The organism is Streptomyces sp. NPDC002130 (genome assembly GCF_040296465.1).
GTDB lineage: Bacteria > Actinomycetota > Actinomycetes > Streptomycetales > Streptomycetaceae > Streptomyces.
This window is the reverse complement of the sequence record NZ_JBEOXI010000203.1, coordinates 1-15,060: the sequence shown is the minus strand read 5'-3', so window position 1 is coordinate 15,060 and position 15,060 is coordinate 1. Positions and strand designations below refer to the sequence as shown.

Sequence of the window (15,060 nt, the reverse complement as noted above, 5' to 3'; positions counted from 1 at the left end):
CCTCCGCCTTGCAGCTCCACGCGCCAGGCCCCGCTCACCGGCGTTGAAAGAATCCGCCGATTCCCTGCGGCCTGATCCAAACGACAGGCCCTAGGCCTTGGTCAGGGTGGCCTCTGCGGCGGGCCCGGGCAGGTCCACGGCAGCCTCGGGCCGCTCGCGCAGCGACAGCACCACCCGCAGCACCCAGATCCACATCACGGCCGAGCCCAGCATGTGCAGGCCGACCAGGACCTCGGGCAGGTCCGTGAAGTACTGGACGTACCCGATGACGCCCTGCGCGAGCAGGATCAGGAACAGCTCGCGGGTGCGGTCCAGCGGGTTCTTCGGCGCGTCGACCGCCTTCAGGACGAACCAGAGGGCGAACGTCAGCGTCACCACGATCCACGCCAGCACGGCGTGCAGCTTGCTCACCGTCTCCCAGTCGACCGGCATCCGCTCGACCTCACTGGAGTCGCCCGCGTGCGGACCCGCGCCGGTGACGACCGTGCCGACCAGGATGAGCAGGACGGCCGCCGCGGTCAGGAACCACACCAGTTGCTGCACGGCCTTGCCGACCAGCGGCCGCGGCGCCGCGTCGCCCTCACGGGTGCGCTGCCACATCACCGTGGCCACCGCGATCAGCGCGGACGTCGCCACGAAGTGGGCCGCCACCGTGTACGGGTTGAGACCGACCAGCACCACGATGCCGCCGAGGATCGCGTTGCTCATCACGATCCAGAACTGCGCCCAGCCCAGCCGGACCAGGCCCCGCCGGTACGGCTTCTGGGAGCGCGCGGCGATGATCGCCCAGCCGACGGCGGCGCACAGCACGTAGGTCAGCATGCGGTTGCCGAACTCGATGGCGCCGTGGAAGCCCATCGCGCTGGTGGCGGTGAGCGAGTCGTCGGTGCACTTGGGCCAGGTCGGGCAGCCCAGGCCCGAGCCGGTCAGGCGTACGGCGCCACCGGTGACGACGATGATCACCGACATCAGGAGCGCGGAGAGCGCCGCGCGCCGGACCGTCCGGGGTTCCGGGGTCCAGCGCTCGGCGATGAAGGCGAGCGGGTTGCGCAGGGCGGCCTGGGCGTCGGCGCGGGTCACGTGTGGCACGCGAACCATCGTAGGCCGCCGCTTGTGCATACGTTCACGAGGGTCCGTCACAGGGCACCGTCCCTACTCCCAGCGGAAGAACTTCCCGGCCGCCGCCAGGCCCCCGACCGCCCACACGGCCAGGATCCCGAGGTCGCCCCAGGGCATCCCGGCGCCGTGCTGGAGCACGTCCCGCAGCCCGTCGGACAGCGCCGCGATGGGCAGCAGACCGAGGACGTCCTGCGCGCCGGAGGGGAACTTGTCGAGCGGCACGACGACCCCGCCGCCGACGAGCAGCAGCAGGAACACCAGGTTGGCGGCGGCCAGCGTGGCCTCGGCCTTCAGCGTCCCGGCCATCAGCAGGCCCAGGCCCGAGAAGGCCGCCGTGCCCAGGACCAGGAGCAGCAGGACGGCGACCGGGTTGCCGTGCGGCGACCAGCCGAGCGCGAAGGCGATCACCGTCAGCAGGATCACCTGGAGCACCTCGGTGACCAGGACGGACAGCGTCTTCGCCGTCATCAGGCCCCAGCGGGGCAGGGGCGAGGAGGCCAGCCGCTTCAGCACGCCGTAGCGGCGCTCGAAGCCGGTGGCGATGGCCTGGCCGGTGAACGCGGTCGACATCACCGCCAGCGCGAGGATGCCGGGCGCGAGGAAGTCGACCGCCTCGCCGGCACCCGTGTCGACGATGTCCACGGTGCTGAAGAGCACCAGCAGCAGGGTCGGGATGACGACGGTCAGCAGCAGCTGCTCGCCGTTGCGCAGCAGCATCTTCGTCTCGAGCGCGGCCTGGGCCGCGATCATGCGGGGGAGGGGCGCCGCGCCGGGCTTCGGCGTGTACGTCCCCGTGCCGGTGGCGGTCACGAGCGCAGCTCCTTGCCGGTCAGCTCCAGGAAGACGTCCTCCAGGGTGTGCCGCTCGACGGAGATCCTCTCCGGCATCACGCCGTGCTGGGCGCACCAGGAGGTGACCGTCGCAAGCAGCTGGGGGTCGACCTTGCCGACGACCCGGTAGGAGCCCGGTGTCAGCTCGGCGGCCGAGCAGTCGGCGGGCAGGGCCTTGAGCAGCGAGCCGACGTCGAGGCCCGGCCGGCCCGTGAAGCGGAGCGTGTTCTCGGCGCCGCCCCGGCACAGCTCCTCGGGGGAGCCCTGGGCGATGACCCGGCCGGAGTCGATGATCGCCACGTCGTCCGCGAGCTGCTCGGCCTCGTCCATGTAGTGGGTGGTGAGGATCACCGACACGCCGTCCGCGCGCAGGTCCCGCACGAGGTCCCAGGTGGCGCGGCGGGCCTGCGGGTCGAGTCCGGCGGTCGGCTCGTCGAGGAAGACCAGTTCCGGCCGCCCGACCACGGCCATGGCCAGCGCCAGCCGCTGCTGCTGCCCGCCGGACAGCCTGCGGTACGTCGTACGGCCGCAGGAGCCGAGGCCCAGGCGCTCGATCAGCGCGTCCACGTCCAGGGGGTGCGCGTGCAGCCTGGCGACGTGGCGGAGCATCTCGTCGGCCCGGGAGCCCGAGTAGACGCCGCCGGACTGGAGCATCACGCCGATGCGGGGCCGCAGGTCCCCGGACTGTCTCACCGGGTCGAGGCCCAGGACGCGCACCGTGCCGGAATCCGGCTTCCGGTACCCCTCGCAGGTCTCGACCGTGGTCGTCTTGCCCGCCCCGTTGGGACCGAGCACGGCGGTCACGCCCGTCCGGGCCACCAGGTCGAGCCCGTCCACCGCGGTCTTCGTGCCGTACCGCTTCACCAGGGCCTGGACCTGGATCACGGGCTCACTTCGCATGGGTCCAAAGTCTAGGGAGGCGGGCCGGAGCTCAGACCGGCGGGTGGAGGAATTCCTCCTCCCGGGGCCGGTGCACCGCCAGCCACCGTTCGGCGTAGGCCACCGCGTCCGCCACCGGGAACAGCCGCGCCTCGGCCGCGCCGACCTTTCCGCGCACGACGGGACGGTCCCGTTCGAAGTCGTAGCCCAGCTCGTCGAAGCGGTCCGAGCTGATCGACACCTCGGTGACGGTCTCCCAGCCCTCAGGACCGGGCCGGCCCACGGCGACGCGCGGGGAGGGTATCCGGTACTCGGCGAGGTGGAAGCTCGTGCAGGAGGCGTAGCCGGCGCCGAGCAGCAGCACCCGGGCGCCCATCGCCTCCAGCTTCGCCAGCGGGCTGCGCTCACCGAGCCGGCAGTCGGGCGCATGCCCGTCGAGCACCTCCGACGCGCGGGGGCCGAGCGCCGCGAACGAGGTCTGCGGATGCGCGCTGCGCAGTGCGCCTGGCCAGGTGCGCACGGTCTCCGGGACGACGCCGACCCCGCGGCTGGGCGTGATCCGCGGGTCGTAGGCGGGCATGGTGGCGCGGATGGCCGCCCACCATTCCGGGGGCACGGGCGGGTTGCTCCACAGGGCCGGGTCGGACAGGTCGCCGGTCTGGGTGGGGACCACGAGCGTGCCCTCCGGGCCGAGCGCGTCGAGCAGTCCTCGCACCACCGCGACGGCTCCGCCGTTGACCCAGCCGAGGGCGCTGAGCGAGGAGTGGGCGAGGAGGGTCTCGCCGGGCCGCACGCCGAGCTCGCCGAGCTGGGTCCGAAGCGTCTCGCGGGTGACAAGAGGGCCGGTCGGAGGGGGTGTGGACATGATGGTGGAGTGTCCCCGAAACGACCGCCGCATGCCACCGGTTTGATCGATCAGAGATCGTTTCCGCAGGTCAGATTAGGTTTACCTAAGTGACGCAGGGCACCGTCCCGTCTGGCACACGCGGCTTGCCCGGTCCGGAAGAATTACGCAACAATGGCGTTGTGAAAAACGTCGGCGAGGCACCCCACGAGGAGCTGGCGACCGGGGAGCGGTCCACCCGCAACCGCGTCGCGCGGTCCATCCTGGACCACGGCCCCTCGACCGTCGCCGAACTCGCCGAGCGGCTGCGCCTCACCCAGGCGGCCGTGCGCCGGCACCTCGACGCCCTCACGGGCGACGGTGTCGTGGAAGCGCGCGAGCAGCGGGTGTACGGCGCGCGGACCCGCGGCCGGCCGGCCAAGGTGTTCGCCCTGACGGACTGCGGCCGGGACGCCTTCGACCAGTCGTACGACACGCTCGCCGCGGACGCCCTGCGCTGGATCGCCGACCGCGAGGGCGGCAACGAGGCGATCGCCGCCTTCGCCCGCGCCAGGATCGCCGCGCAGGCGGGCGCCTACCGCCGTGCGGTCGAGGGCGCGCCGCCCGAGCAGCGGACTCAAGCGCTGGCCAAGGCCCTGAGTGCCGACGGGTACGCTGCTACGGCGCGCAGCGCGCCCCACCCGCAACAGGGTGAGCAGCTCTGCCAGCACCACTGCCCGGTCGCCCACGTCGCCGAGCAGTTTCCGCAACTGTGCGAGGCGGAGACGGAATTTTTCGCCGAGCTGCTCGGTACGCACGTACAGCGGCTCGCCACCATCGCGCACGGCGACGGCGTCTGCACGACGTTCATCCCCAAGATTTCCCACAACGCATCTGCAAGCACGGCCGGGAGGAACCCCGCATGACTCTCCCCACGGAGACTGCCCACCCTGAGCTGGAGGGCCTGGGCAAGTACGAGTACGGCTGGGCCGACTCCGACACGGCCGGCGCCTCTGCCAAGCGCGGCATCAACGAGGACGTCGTCCGGGACATCTCCTCCAAGAAGAGCGAGCCGGAGTGGATGACCAAGCTCCGCCTCAAGGGCCTGCGCCTGTTCGAGAAGAAGCCCATGCCGAACTGGGGCTCCGACCTCTCCGGCATCGACTTCGACAACATCAAGTACTTCGTGCGCTCCACGGAGAAGCAGGCGGAGTCCTGGGAGGACCTGCCCGAGGACATCAAGGCCACGTACGACAAGCTCGGCATCCCCGAGGCGGAGAAGCAGCGCCTCGTCGCCGGTGTCGCCGCGCAGTACGAGTCGGAGGTCGTCTACCACCAGATCCGCGAGGACCTGGAGGAGCAGGGCGTCATCTTCCTCGACACCGACACGGCCCTGAAGGAGCACCCGGAGCTCTTCAAGGAGTACTTCGGGACCGTCATCCCCGTCGGTGACAACAAGTTCGCGTCGCTGAACTCCGCCGTGTGGTCGGGCGGCTCCTTCATCTACGTGCCGCCGGGCGTCCACGTGGAGATCCCGCTCCAGGCCTACTTCCGCATCAACACGGAGAACATGGGCCAGTTCGAGCGGACCCTGATCATCGTCGACGAGGGTGCCTACGTGCACTACGTCGAGGGCTGCACCGCCCCGATCTACAAGTCGGACTCGCTGCACTCCGCGGTCGTCGAGATCATCGTCAAGAAGAATGCCCGCTGTCGCTACACGACCATCCAGAACTGGTCGAACAACGTCTACAACCTGGTCACCAAGCGCGCCGTCGCCTACGAGGGCGCGACCATGGAGTGGGTCGACGGCAACATCGGCTCCAAGGTGACGATGAAGTACCCGGCCGTCTACCTGATGGGCGAGCACGCCAAGGGCGAGACCCTGTCCATCGCCTTCGCCGGCGAGGGCCAGCACCAGGACGCGGGCGCCAAGATGGTCCACATGGCGCCGAACACGTCGTCCAACATCGTCTCGAAGTCCGTCGCGCGCGGCGGTGGCCGCACCTCCTACCGCGGTCTCATCGAGATCGGCGAGGGCGCCCCGGGCTCCAAGTCGAACGTGCTCTGCGACGCGCTGCTCGTCGACACCATCTCCCGCTCGGACACCTACCCCTACGTGGACGTCCGCGAGGACGACGTGTCCATGGGCCACGAGGCGACCGTCTCCAAGGTCTCCGAGGACCAGCTCTTCTACCTCATGAGCCGCGGCCTGAGCGAGGACGAGGCCATGGCGATGATCGTGCGCGGCTTCGTCGAGCCCATCGCCAAGGAGCTCCCCATGGAGTACGCGCTGGAGCTCAACCGGCTGATCGAGCTGCAGATGGAGGGCGCGGTCGGCTGACCGCCCCCTCGACAGCAGACGTCCCCCTCAGGAAAGAGAGCACTACGACAGCCATGGCTGAGGCCCAGAACATCCCGGTGGGCTCCACCACCGCCGGCTCGATCGCGGTCGCCGCGGAGTCGACCGTCGCCACGCGCATGAGCGCGCCCCCCTCCTTCGACGTCGCGGACTTCCCCGTCCCGCACGGCCGTGAGGAGGAGTGGCGGTTCACCCCGCTGGAGCGCCTGCGCGGCCTGCACGACGGCACCGCCGTCGCCAACGGAAACGGCGTGAAGGTCGACGTCCAGGCCCCCGAGGGCGTCACCGTCGAGGCCGTCGGCCGTGACGACGCGCGGCTCGGCAAGGCCGGCACCCCGGTGGACCGCGTCGCCGCCCAGGCCTACTCGGCGTTCGAGAAGGCCGGGGTCGTGACCGTCCCCAAGGAGACCGTCCTCACCGAGCCCATCCGCATCACGGTGCACGGCGAGGGCGGCACCGCCTTCGGCCACCAGGTGATCGAGCTGGGCGCCTTCGCCGAGGCCGTCGTGGTCATCGACCACACCGGTGACGCGGTGCTCGCCGCCAACGTCGACTACCTCCTGGGCGACGGCGCCAAGCTCACCGTCGTCTCCGTCCAGGACTGGGACGAGAAGGCCGTCCACGTCGCCCAGCACAACGCGCTCGTCGGCCGCGACGCCTCCTTCAAGTCGGTCGTCGTCACCTTCGGCGGCGACGTCGTCCGGCTGCACCCGCGCGTGCAGTACGCCGGCCCCGGCGGCGAGGCCGAGCTGTTCGGCCTGTACTTCACCGACCAGGGCCAGCACCAGGAGCACCGCCTCCTGGTCGACCACAACGTCCCGCACTGCAAGTCCAACGTCGTCTACAAGGGCGCGCTCCAGGGCGACGACGCGCACGCGGTGTGGATCGGTGACGTGCTCATCGAGGCCAAGGCCGAGGGCACGGACACGTACGAGATGAACCGCAACCTGGTCCTCACCGACGGGGCACGCGTGGACTCCGTACCGAACCTCGAGATCGAGACCGGCGAGATCGTCGGCGCCGGCCACGCCTCGGCGACCGGCCGCTTCGACGACGAGCAGCTCTTCTACCTCATGGCCCGCGGCATCCCGGAGCACGAGGCCCGGCGTCTCGTGGTCCGCGGCTTCTTCGCCGAGCTGGTCCAGCAGATCGGCCTCCCCGACATCGAGGAGCGCCTGATCGCCAAGATCGAGGAGGAGCTGGAGGCGGCCGTCGCATGACCTTCGTACGCGCCTGTGGACTGGGCGAGCTGGAGGAGGACACCCCGAAACGGGTGGAACTCGACGGCACGCCCCTGTCCATCGTGCAGACCGAGGGCGAGGTGTTCGCGATCCACGACATCTGCTCGCACGCGAACGTCTCCCTGGCCGAGGGCGAGGTCGACGACTGCCACATCGAGTGCTGGCTGCACGGTTCGCGCTTCGACCTCCGCTCCGGCAAGCCCGACGCCCTACCGGCGACGCGTCCCGTCCCCGTATACCCCGTAAAGATCGAAGGGGACGACGTGCTCGTCTCCCTCACCCAGGAGTCCTGAGGCACCCATGGCAACGCTTGAAATCCGAGACCTGCACGTCACCGTCGAGGCCGACAACGCCACGAAGGAGATCCTCAAGGGCGTCGACCTCACCGTGAAGCAGGGCGAGACGCACGCCATCATGGGCCCCAACGGCTCCGGCAAGTCGACCCTCGCCTACTCCCTCGCGGGTCACCCGAAGTACACGATCACCGGCGGCACCGTCACCCTCGACGGCGAGGACGTCCTGGAGATGTCCGTCGACGAGCGCGCCCGCGCCGGCCTGTTCCTCGCGATGCAGTACCCGGTCGAGGTGCCGGGCGTGTCCGTGTCGAACTTCCTGCGCACCTCCGCCACCGCCATCCGCGGCGAGGCCCCCAAGCTGCGCACCTGGGTGAAGGAGGTCAAGGAGGCCATGCAGCGCCTCAACATGGACCCCGCCTTCGCCGAGCGCAACGTCAACGAGGGCTTCTCCGGCGGTGAGAAGAAGCGCCACGAGATCCTCCAGCTGGAGCTGCTCAAGCCGAAGGTCGCGATCCTCGACGAGACCGACTCCGGTCTGGACGTCGACGCCCTGCGCGTCGTGTCCGAGGGCGTGAACCGCGTCCGCGAGACGGGCGAGGTCGGCACCCTGCTGATCACGCACTACACGCGCATCCTGCGCTACATCAAGCCCGACCACGTGCACGTCTTCTCCGGCGGCCGGATCGTCGAGTCCGGCGGCGCCGAGCTCGCCGACAAGCTGGAGAACGAGGGGTACGAGGCATACACGAAGGGTGGCGCATCCGCGTGACACAGCTGCCGGGCCTCCTCGACACCGAGGCGATCCGCAAGGACTTCCCCATCCTGGACCGCCAGGTCCACGAAGGCCGGAAGCTCGTGTACCTGGACAACGCGGCCACCAGCCAGAAGCCGCGCCAGGTGCTGGACGCCCTGAGCGAGTACTACGAGCGCTACAACGCCAACGTCCACCGCGGTGTGCATGTGCTCGCCGAGGAGGCCACGGCGCTGTACGAGGGCGCGCGTGACAAGGTCGCGGAGTTCATCAACGCGCCCAGCCGTGACGAGGTGATCTTCACCAAGAACGCCTCCGAGTCGCTCAACCTCGTGGCAAACATGCTGGGCTGGGCCGACGAGCCCTACCGCGTGGACGCCGAGACCGAGATCGTCATCACGGAGATGGAGCACCACTCCAACATCGTGCCGTGGCAGCTGCTCGCGCAGCGCACGGGCGCGAAGCTGAAGTGGTTCGGCCTCACCGACGACGGCCGCCTGGACCTGTCGAACATCGACGAGGTCATCACGGAGAAGACGAAGATCGTCTCCTTCGTACTGGTCTCCAACATCCTCGGCACCCAGAACCCCGTCGAGGCGATCGTGCGCCGCGCCCAGGAGGTCGGTGCGCTGGTGTGCGTCGACGCCTCCCAGGCCGCGCCGCACATGCCGCTGGACGTACAGGCCCTGCAGGCCGACTTCGTGGCCTTCACCGGCCACAAGATGTGCGCCCCCACCGGCATCGGCGTCCTCTGGGGCCGCCAGGAGCTGCTGGAGGACCTGCCTCCGTTCCTCGGCGGCGGCGAGATGATCGAGACGGTGTCGATGCACTCCTCGACCTACGCCCCGGCGCCCCACAAGTTCGAGGCGGGCACGCCCCCGATCGCCCAGGCGGTCGGTCTCGGCGCGGCGATCGACTACCTCAACTCGATCGGCATGGACAAGATCCTCGCCCACGAGCACGCCCTCACCGAGTACGCGGTGAAGCGGCTCACGGAGGTCCCCGACCTGCGCATCATCGGCCCGACCACGGCCGAGGACCGCGGCGCGGCGATCAGCTTCACCCTCGGCGACATCCACCCGCACGACGTGGGCCAGGTACTCGACGAGCAGGGCATCGCCGTCCGGGTCGGCCACCACTGCGCGCGGCCGGTCTGCCTGCGCTACGGAATTCCTGCGACCACGCGAGCGTCGTTCTATCTGTACTCCACGCCGGCCGAGATCGACGCACTGGTCGACGGCCTGGAGCACGTACGGAACTTCTTCGGCTGAGGGGTTGGCGAGCGATCGCATGAAACTGGACTCCATGTACCAGGAAGTCATCCTGGACCACTACAAGCACCCGCACGGGCGGGGCTTGCGGGATGGCGACGCCGAGGTGCACCACGTCAACCCGACGTGCGGTGACGAGATCACGCTGCGCGTGAAGTACGACGGCACCACGATCGAGGACGTCTCGTACGAAGGCCAGGGCTGTTCGATCAGCCAGGCGAGTGCGTCCGTACTGAACGACCTCCTCGTCGGCAAGGACCTCTCCGACGCGCGGAAGATCCAGGAGACCTTCCTGGAGCTGATGCAGTCCAAGGGGAAGCTCGAACCCGACGACGCGATGGAGGACATCCTGGAGGACGCGGTCGCGTTCGCCGGGGTGTCCAAGTACCCGGCCCGGGTGAAGTGCGCCCTGCTGAGCTGGATGGCCTGGAAGGACGCGACGGCCCAGGTGCTGGGCGGAGCCGACGCCGAGAAGGAGACGACGGCATGAGCGAGACCGTTGAGATGAAGCCGGCCTCAGAGGAAGAGGTCCGTGAGGCGCTGTACGACGTCGTCGACCCCGAACTGGGCATCGACGTCGTCAACCTCGGCCTGATCTACGGCATCCACATCGACGACGCGAACATCGCGACGCTCGACATGACCCTGACGTCGGCGGCCTGCCCGCTGACGGACGTCATCGAGGACCAGGCGAAGTCCGCCACGGACGGCCTCGTGAGCGAACTGCGCATCAACTGGGTCTGGATGCCGCCGTGGGGCCCCGACAAGATCACGGACGACGGACGCGAGCAGCTGCGTGCTCTGGGGTTCAACGTCTGAGGTTCAACGTCTGAGGTCCACTGACGCGCGTGAGGGCGGCACCCATCCCGGGTGCCGCCCTCACGCATGTCGGTTTCAGTCCAGCCCGGACACGATCTGGAACGACGCGTCCGCGTAGAACTGCTGACTGTTCTCGAAGGGGTCCAGGCGGAGCTGGAAGTTGCGGTGGCGCAGGAAACGGCCCGGGTAGTTGACCGACTCCAGCGTGAGCGTTCCCGAGCGGGACCAGACGCGGGGACAGAACGTGGCGTCCTGGCGGAAGAGGGACGAGCCGTCGTTCGTGTTGGCGACCAGGACGAAGCTGCGGTGGCGCAGATAGCGGCCGTCCGCGGTGGTGAAGGAGTAGCAGGAGGAGTCCGAGAGGCCGGCGACGCGCTGGAAGGTGGCGTCCTCGCGCTGCTCGGAGCCGTTGCCGATCCGGTCCAGCCGTACATAGCCGTCGCTGACCCGCCAGTAGCGGTCGGAGAAGTTGACCGAGCGTATGGATATGCCGGTGGAGGACGGGGGCTTCGGGCGCTTCGAAGCGGTGGGGGACGCCTTCGGCGGCTTCGGAGCCTTCGGAGCCTTCTTCTCGGGCTTCGGGCTCGGGGTGGCCGAGGGAGCGCTGGTGGTGGGGGTGGGGGACGGATGGCGGCGGTCCGCTCCGGGCTTGGGGGTGCCGGCCTCCGAGGGGCTCGCGAAGGAGATCAGGCCGCCCGGGGCCGAACTGCTGAGGGTGCTCGGCTCCGCCGCCCGGGATTCGGCCTCCTCGGCCTCGCTGTTCATCACGGTGATGGCCGTGACGCACGCCGTGATCGTCGCGAGGGCCAGCGCACCCGCCAGCCAGAGCCGTCGCGTACCCGGTGCCCGGGTGGTGTCCGGGGCCCAGCCGCTCTCCCAGGGGCGGTCCTGTGGCGGCCGGGACTTCTCTTCTGACATGCGCTGTTCCTCCGGCGGGGCACCCTTGACGGCGGCGCAGTTGTGGTGGCCCTGTGTGTGATCGGTGACACCGTAGTGGACGCCTGGGGCGCCTGTGACGCGTTTCGTGAGAGCGGTTTCTCTCCGTTGCGAGAGTGGATTCCGCCCGTGATCAAATCCCCGTTGTGTACGGGTGTACAGATCATTGTGTACGCTCGTACATATGGGATATCTGCTGCTGGCCGGGGCCATAGCCGCCGAAGTCGGTGCGACCACCGCCATGAAGTACAGCGACGGCTTCAGCAGGTTCGGGCCGTCGATGCTCACGGTCCTCGGCTACGTCGTCTCCTTCGCTCTGCTCGCGCAGACCCTCAGGACCGTCTCGGTCGGCACGGCCTACGCGATCTGGGCCGGGGTCGGCACCGCCGCCATCGCCACGATCGGGTTCGCGTTCCTGGGAGAGGGGATGACCGTCGCCAAGGCCGCCGGGATCGCGCTGATCATCGCCGGTGTCGTGGTGCTGAACCTGGGCGGAGCCCACTGATGGCCCGGCGCCACGACCCCGAGCGGCGGCAGCGGGTCATCGACGCGGCGATCCGGGTCGTCGGGGCGAAGGGGATCGCCGGGCTGAGCCACCGCAGCGCGGCCGCCGAGGCCGATGTGCCGCTCGGCTCGACGACGTACCACTTCAAGACCCTCGACGAGCTGCTGGTCGCCGCGTTGCGGCAGGCCAACGAGGGCTTCGCCAAGGTGGTCGCCTCGCGCGGTGGCCTTGAGGACCCCCGCACCGATCTGGCCGCCGAACTCGCCGCCTGGATCGGGGAGTGGCTCGCGGGCGACCGTACCGGGGTGGAGCTGGAGTACGAGCTGTATCTGGCCGCCCTGCGCCGGCCCGCCCTGCGGCCCGTCGCCGCCGAGTGGGCCGCGGACGTCGCGGAGCTGCTGTCCCGGCGTACCGACCCGGTGACCGCCCGGGCACTGGTGGCGGTCGTCGACGGCATCTGCCTCCAGGTCCTGCTGACGGGGGTGCCCTACGACGAGGAGTACGCCCGGGAGGTCCTTACGCGGGTGCTGGCGGGGGCTCGGAAGTGAGGCAGACGGGGCGCCGGGGAGGGCGTCCATGGAGAAGTCGCGCCGTGGACGGGGTCGGCCGAGCGCGGGCGCCGGTCTCGGCGGTGTCGGGTGCGGGCTTCCGTGGTCGGGGTGTGTGTGGGCGTCGGTCCCGGCGGGTGTGGTGAGCGGGCTGTCGTGGTCGGGGTGTGTGTGCGTGGGCGTCGGTCTCGGCGGGTGTGGTGGGCGGGCTGTCGTGGACTGGGGTGCGTACGTGCGTGTCGGTCTCGGCGAGGGGCGTGGGCCGGTCGTCGTGGTCGGGGTGTCCGGGCTGCTGAGGGGCACCTTCGAGGGGTGGATACCGCCCGTCCCGTGAGACGTCCCCGCACCGGTTCGCATCGATCGGTGTCCGCCGGTTAGGTTGCCCTCATGACCGACACGACTGCTCCTCGCACCACCGGCGCCGTGGCCGCCGGCCTCGCCACGGTCGCCGCCGACGGCACCGTTCTCGACACCTGGTTCCCCGCGCCCGAGCTGGCCGACCAGCCCGGCCCGTCCGGCACCGAGCGGCTGTCCGCCGAACGCGCCGCGGAGCTGCTCGGCGGTGGCGCGACCGCGGCGATCGGCCCGGACGCCCGCCGGGGCGTCGAGGTGGTCGCGGTCCGCACGGTCATCGCCTCGCTCGACGAGAAGCCGATCGACGCGCACGACGCCTATCTGCGCCTGCACCTGCTCTCCCACCGGCTGGTCAAGCCGCACGGCCAGAGCCTGGACGGCATCTTCGGCTTCCTCGCCAACGTCGCCTGGACCTCGCTCGGCCCGGTCGCCGTCGACGACCTCGAGAAGGTCCGGCTGAACGCCCGCTCCGAGGGCCTGCACCTGCAGGTGACCTCCGTCGACAAGTTCCCGCGCATGACGGACTACGTGGCCCCCAAGGGCGTCCGGATCGCCGACGCCGACCGGGTCCGCCTCGGCGCGCACCTCGCCGAGGGCACCACCGTCATGCACGAGGGCTTCGTCAACTTCAACGCCGGCACGCTCGGCACGTCGATGGTCGAGGGCCGCATCTCCGCCGGTGTCGTGATCGGCGACGGCTCGGACATCGGCGGCGGCGCCTCCACCATGGGCACCCTGTCCGGCGGCGGCAACGTCATCATCTCCATCGGCGAGCGCTGCCTGATCGGCGCCGAGGCGGGCGTGGGCATCGCCCTCGGCGACGAGTGCGTCGTCGAGGCCGGCCTCTACGTCACCGCCGGCACCCGCGTCACCATGCCCGACGGCCAGATCATCAAGGCCCGCGAGCTGTCCGGCGCCTCCAACATCCTCTTCCGCCGCAACTCGGTCACCGGCACGGTCGAGGCCCGGCCGAACAACGCGGTGTGGGGCGGGCTGAACGAGATCCTGCACAGCCACAACTGACGGTCCCGGCACGATCTCGTACGGATGACCCGGCGTGACCTCGCGGTGGTTTCGGCAGATGAACGGGTGGACGCAGTGTCCGATCAGACGCCGAACCGACGAAACGAGGACCGGGGCATGAGGAATGAGCGGGGGCGGGCCGTGGTGCGCGGGCTGGCCGGGGTGGTCGCGGCGCTGGCGGTGTGCTGGCTGCCGGCGGGGGCCGCGCACGCCGACGAGACCAACACCGGCTCGCACAACGGCCACCGGGTCGGTCTGATCAACGTAGGGTGCGGCGCTGGCCGTCGCGGACGACGATCGTTCCGTCTGCGGTCCGGACGGCGCTGATCGCTTCGAGCACTCCGTTTTCGCGGATGGATTCGACGAAGTCGGGGGTCTGCGCCAGATCGACGCTGTCGCGGACGTTCTCACCGATGTCGAGGGCGTCGGGGTGCAGCTGCGCGACCTCGATCGCTGCGGCGGGGGCGGTGTGTGTTGCGGTCATCGCGATTCCTCTCGTAGACTTCGGGACACAACACCGGGCAGGTAACAACTGCCCGGTGTTGTGTTGTTTCCGTAGGTTTTTCGATCTCAAGCGGTGGCCGGTTCCAAGATCACTTGATCGGCCGTGGGGTGACGGTCTCGGCAGCTATCGGCCTCGATGTGTGCGTCCATCAGGGCGGAGGCGTGGCCGTGGTAATCGAGTGCGATGAGCAAGGTACGTCGGGCCTGGTCGCCAGGGGAGCTCGCGGGCTTGCGACCGGGTTCGCGCGGGCGCTTGCGCGTGCCTCGGGCCGCGCGCCCGGACTCTCCTCGCTTCCGCCCGGCCCCGGCACCACCGGGGCCCGCGTGCCGGCCCGGGCCATGATGGGCCCCGGCACCACGACCGCCTGCCCCGACAACGCCCGCGCCACCGGCGGCGCTTGAGCCATCGGGCCGGGCACCCGTGTCACCGGCCGCGCCCGGGCCGACGTCGATGGCTCGCGGGCAGCGGGGATCCCCGTCGCGTCGACTCCCTCGTCCGCCCTGCGCCTGCACGTGCCGGCCCCCGCTTCCTGATCCGCCCTGTTTCCCGACGGCCACTGACAGTAGTCGCCAGCGCATCATGTGCGGTGGGCAGTTGACAAACTCATACGGTGAGCGTCCCGCTCTGGTATGAGGTCTCGTACGACAGACCGATAACACCCCTCCACATCCGAGCAGGAACGGCGAGAGATCGATCTGACCTGGTCAGAAGCGGTCATGCCCCGGTCCTGAACAACATCGTCATCATCGTGACGCTGGGCATGTTCATCTACGTCTACGGCACCGCGGCCGACTCCGG

18 protein-coding genes are annotated in these 15,060 nt (G+C 70.0%); 12 read left to right on the top strand and 6 right to left on the bottom strand.

What is annotated here, in order from left to right:
• Window positions 1-90: 90 nt before the first annotated feature.
• From ABT116_RS30485 to ABT116_RS30470, 4 genes are read right to left on the bottom strand one after another with little or no spacing between them, the layout of a single operon-like run.
• Window positions 91-1,098, bottom strand: a complete 1,008-nt coding sequence (locus ABT116_RS30485) for a COX15/CtaA family protein (protein ID WP_351640465.1) — start codon at window positions 1,096-1,098, stop codon at window positions 91-93.
• A gap of 54 nt (window positions 1,099-1,152) precedes the next feature.
• Window positions 1,153-1,869 (bottom strand): ABC transporter permease, encoded by a 717-nt coding sequence (locus ABT116_RS30480; protein WP_351640466.1) that lies wholly within the window; start codon window positions 1,867-1,869, stop codon window positions 1,153-1,155.
• 56 nt (window positions 1,870-1,925) lie between these two features.
• Entirely contained in the window at window positions 1,926-2,849 is a 924-nt protein-coding gene (locus tag ABT116_RS30475; RefSeq protein ID WP_351640463.1) for an ABC transporter ATP-binding protein, read from the bottom strand.
• Window positions 2,850-2,880: 31 nt separating this feature from the next.
• Window positions 2,881-3,693, bottom strand: a complete 813-nt coding sequence (locus tag ABT116_RS30470; RefSeq protein ID WP_351640462.1) for an AAC(3) family N-acetyltransferase — start codon at window positions 3,691-3,693, stop codon at window positions 2,881-2,883.
• 161 nt (window positions 3,694-3,854) lie between these two features.
• Between ABT116_RS30470 and ABT116_RS30465 the strand changes: the two genes are divergently transcribed.
• From ABT116_RS30465 to ABT116_RS30430, 8 genes are read left to right on the top strand one after another with little or no spacing between them, the layout of a single operon-like run.
• The gene (locus ABT116_RS30465) at window positions 3,855-4,577 is read left to right on the top strand and encodes a helix-turn-helix transcriptional regulator (RefSeq protein ID WP_351640460.1); all 723 of its coding nucleotides are present in this window, start codon (window positions 3,855-3,857) and stop codon (window positions 4,575-4,577) included.
• Entirely contained in the window at window positions 4,574-5,995 is a 1,422-nt protein-coding gene (sufB, locus tag ABT116_RS30460; protein ID WP_033310787.1) for a Fe-S cluster assembly protein SufB, read from the top strand. Before ABT116_RS30465 ends, sufB begins: the two co-directional genes overlap by 4 nt.
• Window positions 5,996-6,048: 53 nt before the next feature.
• A complete protein-coding gene (gene sufD / locus ABT116_RS30455) occupies window positions 6,049-7,233 on the top strand; it encodes a Fe-S cluster assembly protein SufD (protein ID WP_351640458.1) in 1,185 nt (394 codons plus the stop codon).
• Window positions 7,230-7,547: a non-heme iron oxygenase ferredoxin subunit gene (locus ABT116_RS30450; RefSeq protein ID WP_053670666.1), complete on the top strand. Its 318-nt coding sequence runs from the start codon at window positions 7,230-7,232 to the stop codon at window positions 7,545-7,547. The genes sufD and ABT116_RS30450 overlap by 4 nt, the downstream gene beginning before the upstream one ends.
• A gap of 7 nt (window positions 7,548-7,554) precedes the next feature.
• Window positions 7,555-8,319 carry a Fe-S cluster assembly ATPase SufC gene (sufC, locus tag ABT116_RS30445; protein ID WP_351640456.1) on the top strand — a complete coding sequence of 255 codons (765 nt, stop codon included), beginning with the start codon at window positions 7,555-7,557 and terminating at the stop codon, window positions 8,317-8,319.
• Window positions 8,316-9,572, top strand: coding sequence for a cysteine desulfurase (locus ABT116_RS30440; protein ID WP_351640454.1), 1,257 nt, complete (start codon window positions 8,316-8,318; stop codon window positions 9,570-9,572). The genes sufC and ABT116_RS30440 overlap by 4 nt, the downstream gene beginning before the upstream one ends.
• Window positions 9,573-9,591: 19 nt before the next feature.
• The gene (gene sufU / locus ABT116_RS30435) at window positions 9,592-10,062 is read left to right on the top strand and encodes a Fe-S cluster assembly sulfur transfer protein SufU (protein ID WP_351640452.1); all 471 of its coding nucleotides are present in this window, start codon (window positions 9,592-9,594) and stop codon (window positions 10,060-10,062) included.
• Window positions 10,059-10,391 carry a metal-sulfur cluster assembly factor gene (locus ABT116_RS30430; RefSeq protein WP_028809645.1) on the top strand — a complete coding sequence of 111 codons (333 nt, stop codon included), beginning with the start codon at window positions 10,059-10,061 and terminating at the stop codon, window positions 10,389-10,391. Before sufU ends, ABT116_RS30430 begins: the two co-directional genes overlap by 4 nt.
• A 75-nt stretch (window positions 10,392-10,466) precedes the next feature.
• Here the strand turns inward: ABT116_RS30430 and ABT116_RS30425 are convergent, their stop codons facing one another.
• Complete coding sequence (locus tag ABT116_RS30425) at window positions 10,467-11,309, bottom strand: AbfB domain-containing protein (protein ID WP_351640450.1); 843 nt, start codon at window positions 11,307-11,309, stop codon at window positions 10,467-10,469.
• Between the two features lie 202 nt (window positions 11,310-11,511).
• Here ABT116_RS30425 and ABT116_RS30420 point away from each other — a divergent pair, with 202 nt between their 5' ends.
• From ABT116_RS30420 to dapD, 3 genes are all read left to right on the top strand, one after another.
• Window positions 11,512-11,832 carry a DMT family transporter gene (locus ABT116_RS30420; protein WP_351640448.1) on the top strand — a complete coding sequence of 107 codons (321 nt, stop codon included), beginning with the start codon at window positions 11,512-11,514 and terminating at the stop codon, window positions 11,830-11,832.
• Window positions 11,832-12,380, top strand: a complete 549-nt coding sequence (locus tag ABT116_RS30415; protein ID WP_351640447.1) for a TetR/AcrR family transcriptional regulator — start codon at window positions 11,832-11,834, stop codon at window positions 12,378-12,380. The genes ABT116_RS30420 and ABT116_RS30415 overlap by 1 nt, the downstream gene beginning before the upstream one ends.
• 387 nt (window positions 12,381-12,767) lie before the next feature.
• Window positions 12,768-13,757, top strand: a complete 990-nt coding sequence (gene dapD / locus ABT116_RS30410) for a 2,3,4,5-tetrahydropyridine-2,6-dicarboxylate N-succinyltransferase (protein WP_351640446.1) — start codon at window positions 12,768-12,770, stop codon at window positions 13,755-13,757.
• A gap of 259 nt (window positions 13,758-14,016) precedes the next feature.
• On the opposite strand, the gene ABT116_RS30405 is transcribed toward dapD, so the two are convergent.
• On the bottom strand, window positions 14,017-14,241 hold the full coding sequence (locus ABT116_RS30405) for a ParB/RepB/Spo0J family partition protein (protein WP_351640444.1): 225 nt from the start codon (window positions 14,239-14,241) through the stop codon (window positions 14,017-14,019).
• 631 nt (window positions 14,242-14,872) lie between these two features.
• On the opposite strand from ABT116_RS30405, the gene ABT116_RS30400 reads away from it, so the two are divergent.
• The coding region (locus tag ABT116_RS30400) for a hypothetical protein (RefSeq protein WP_351640442.1) at window positions 14,873-15,060 on the top strand (188 nt) is incomplete at its 3' end.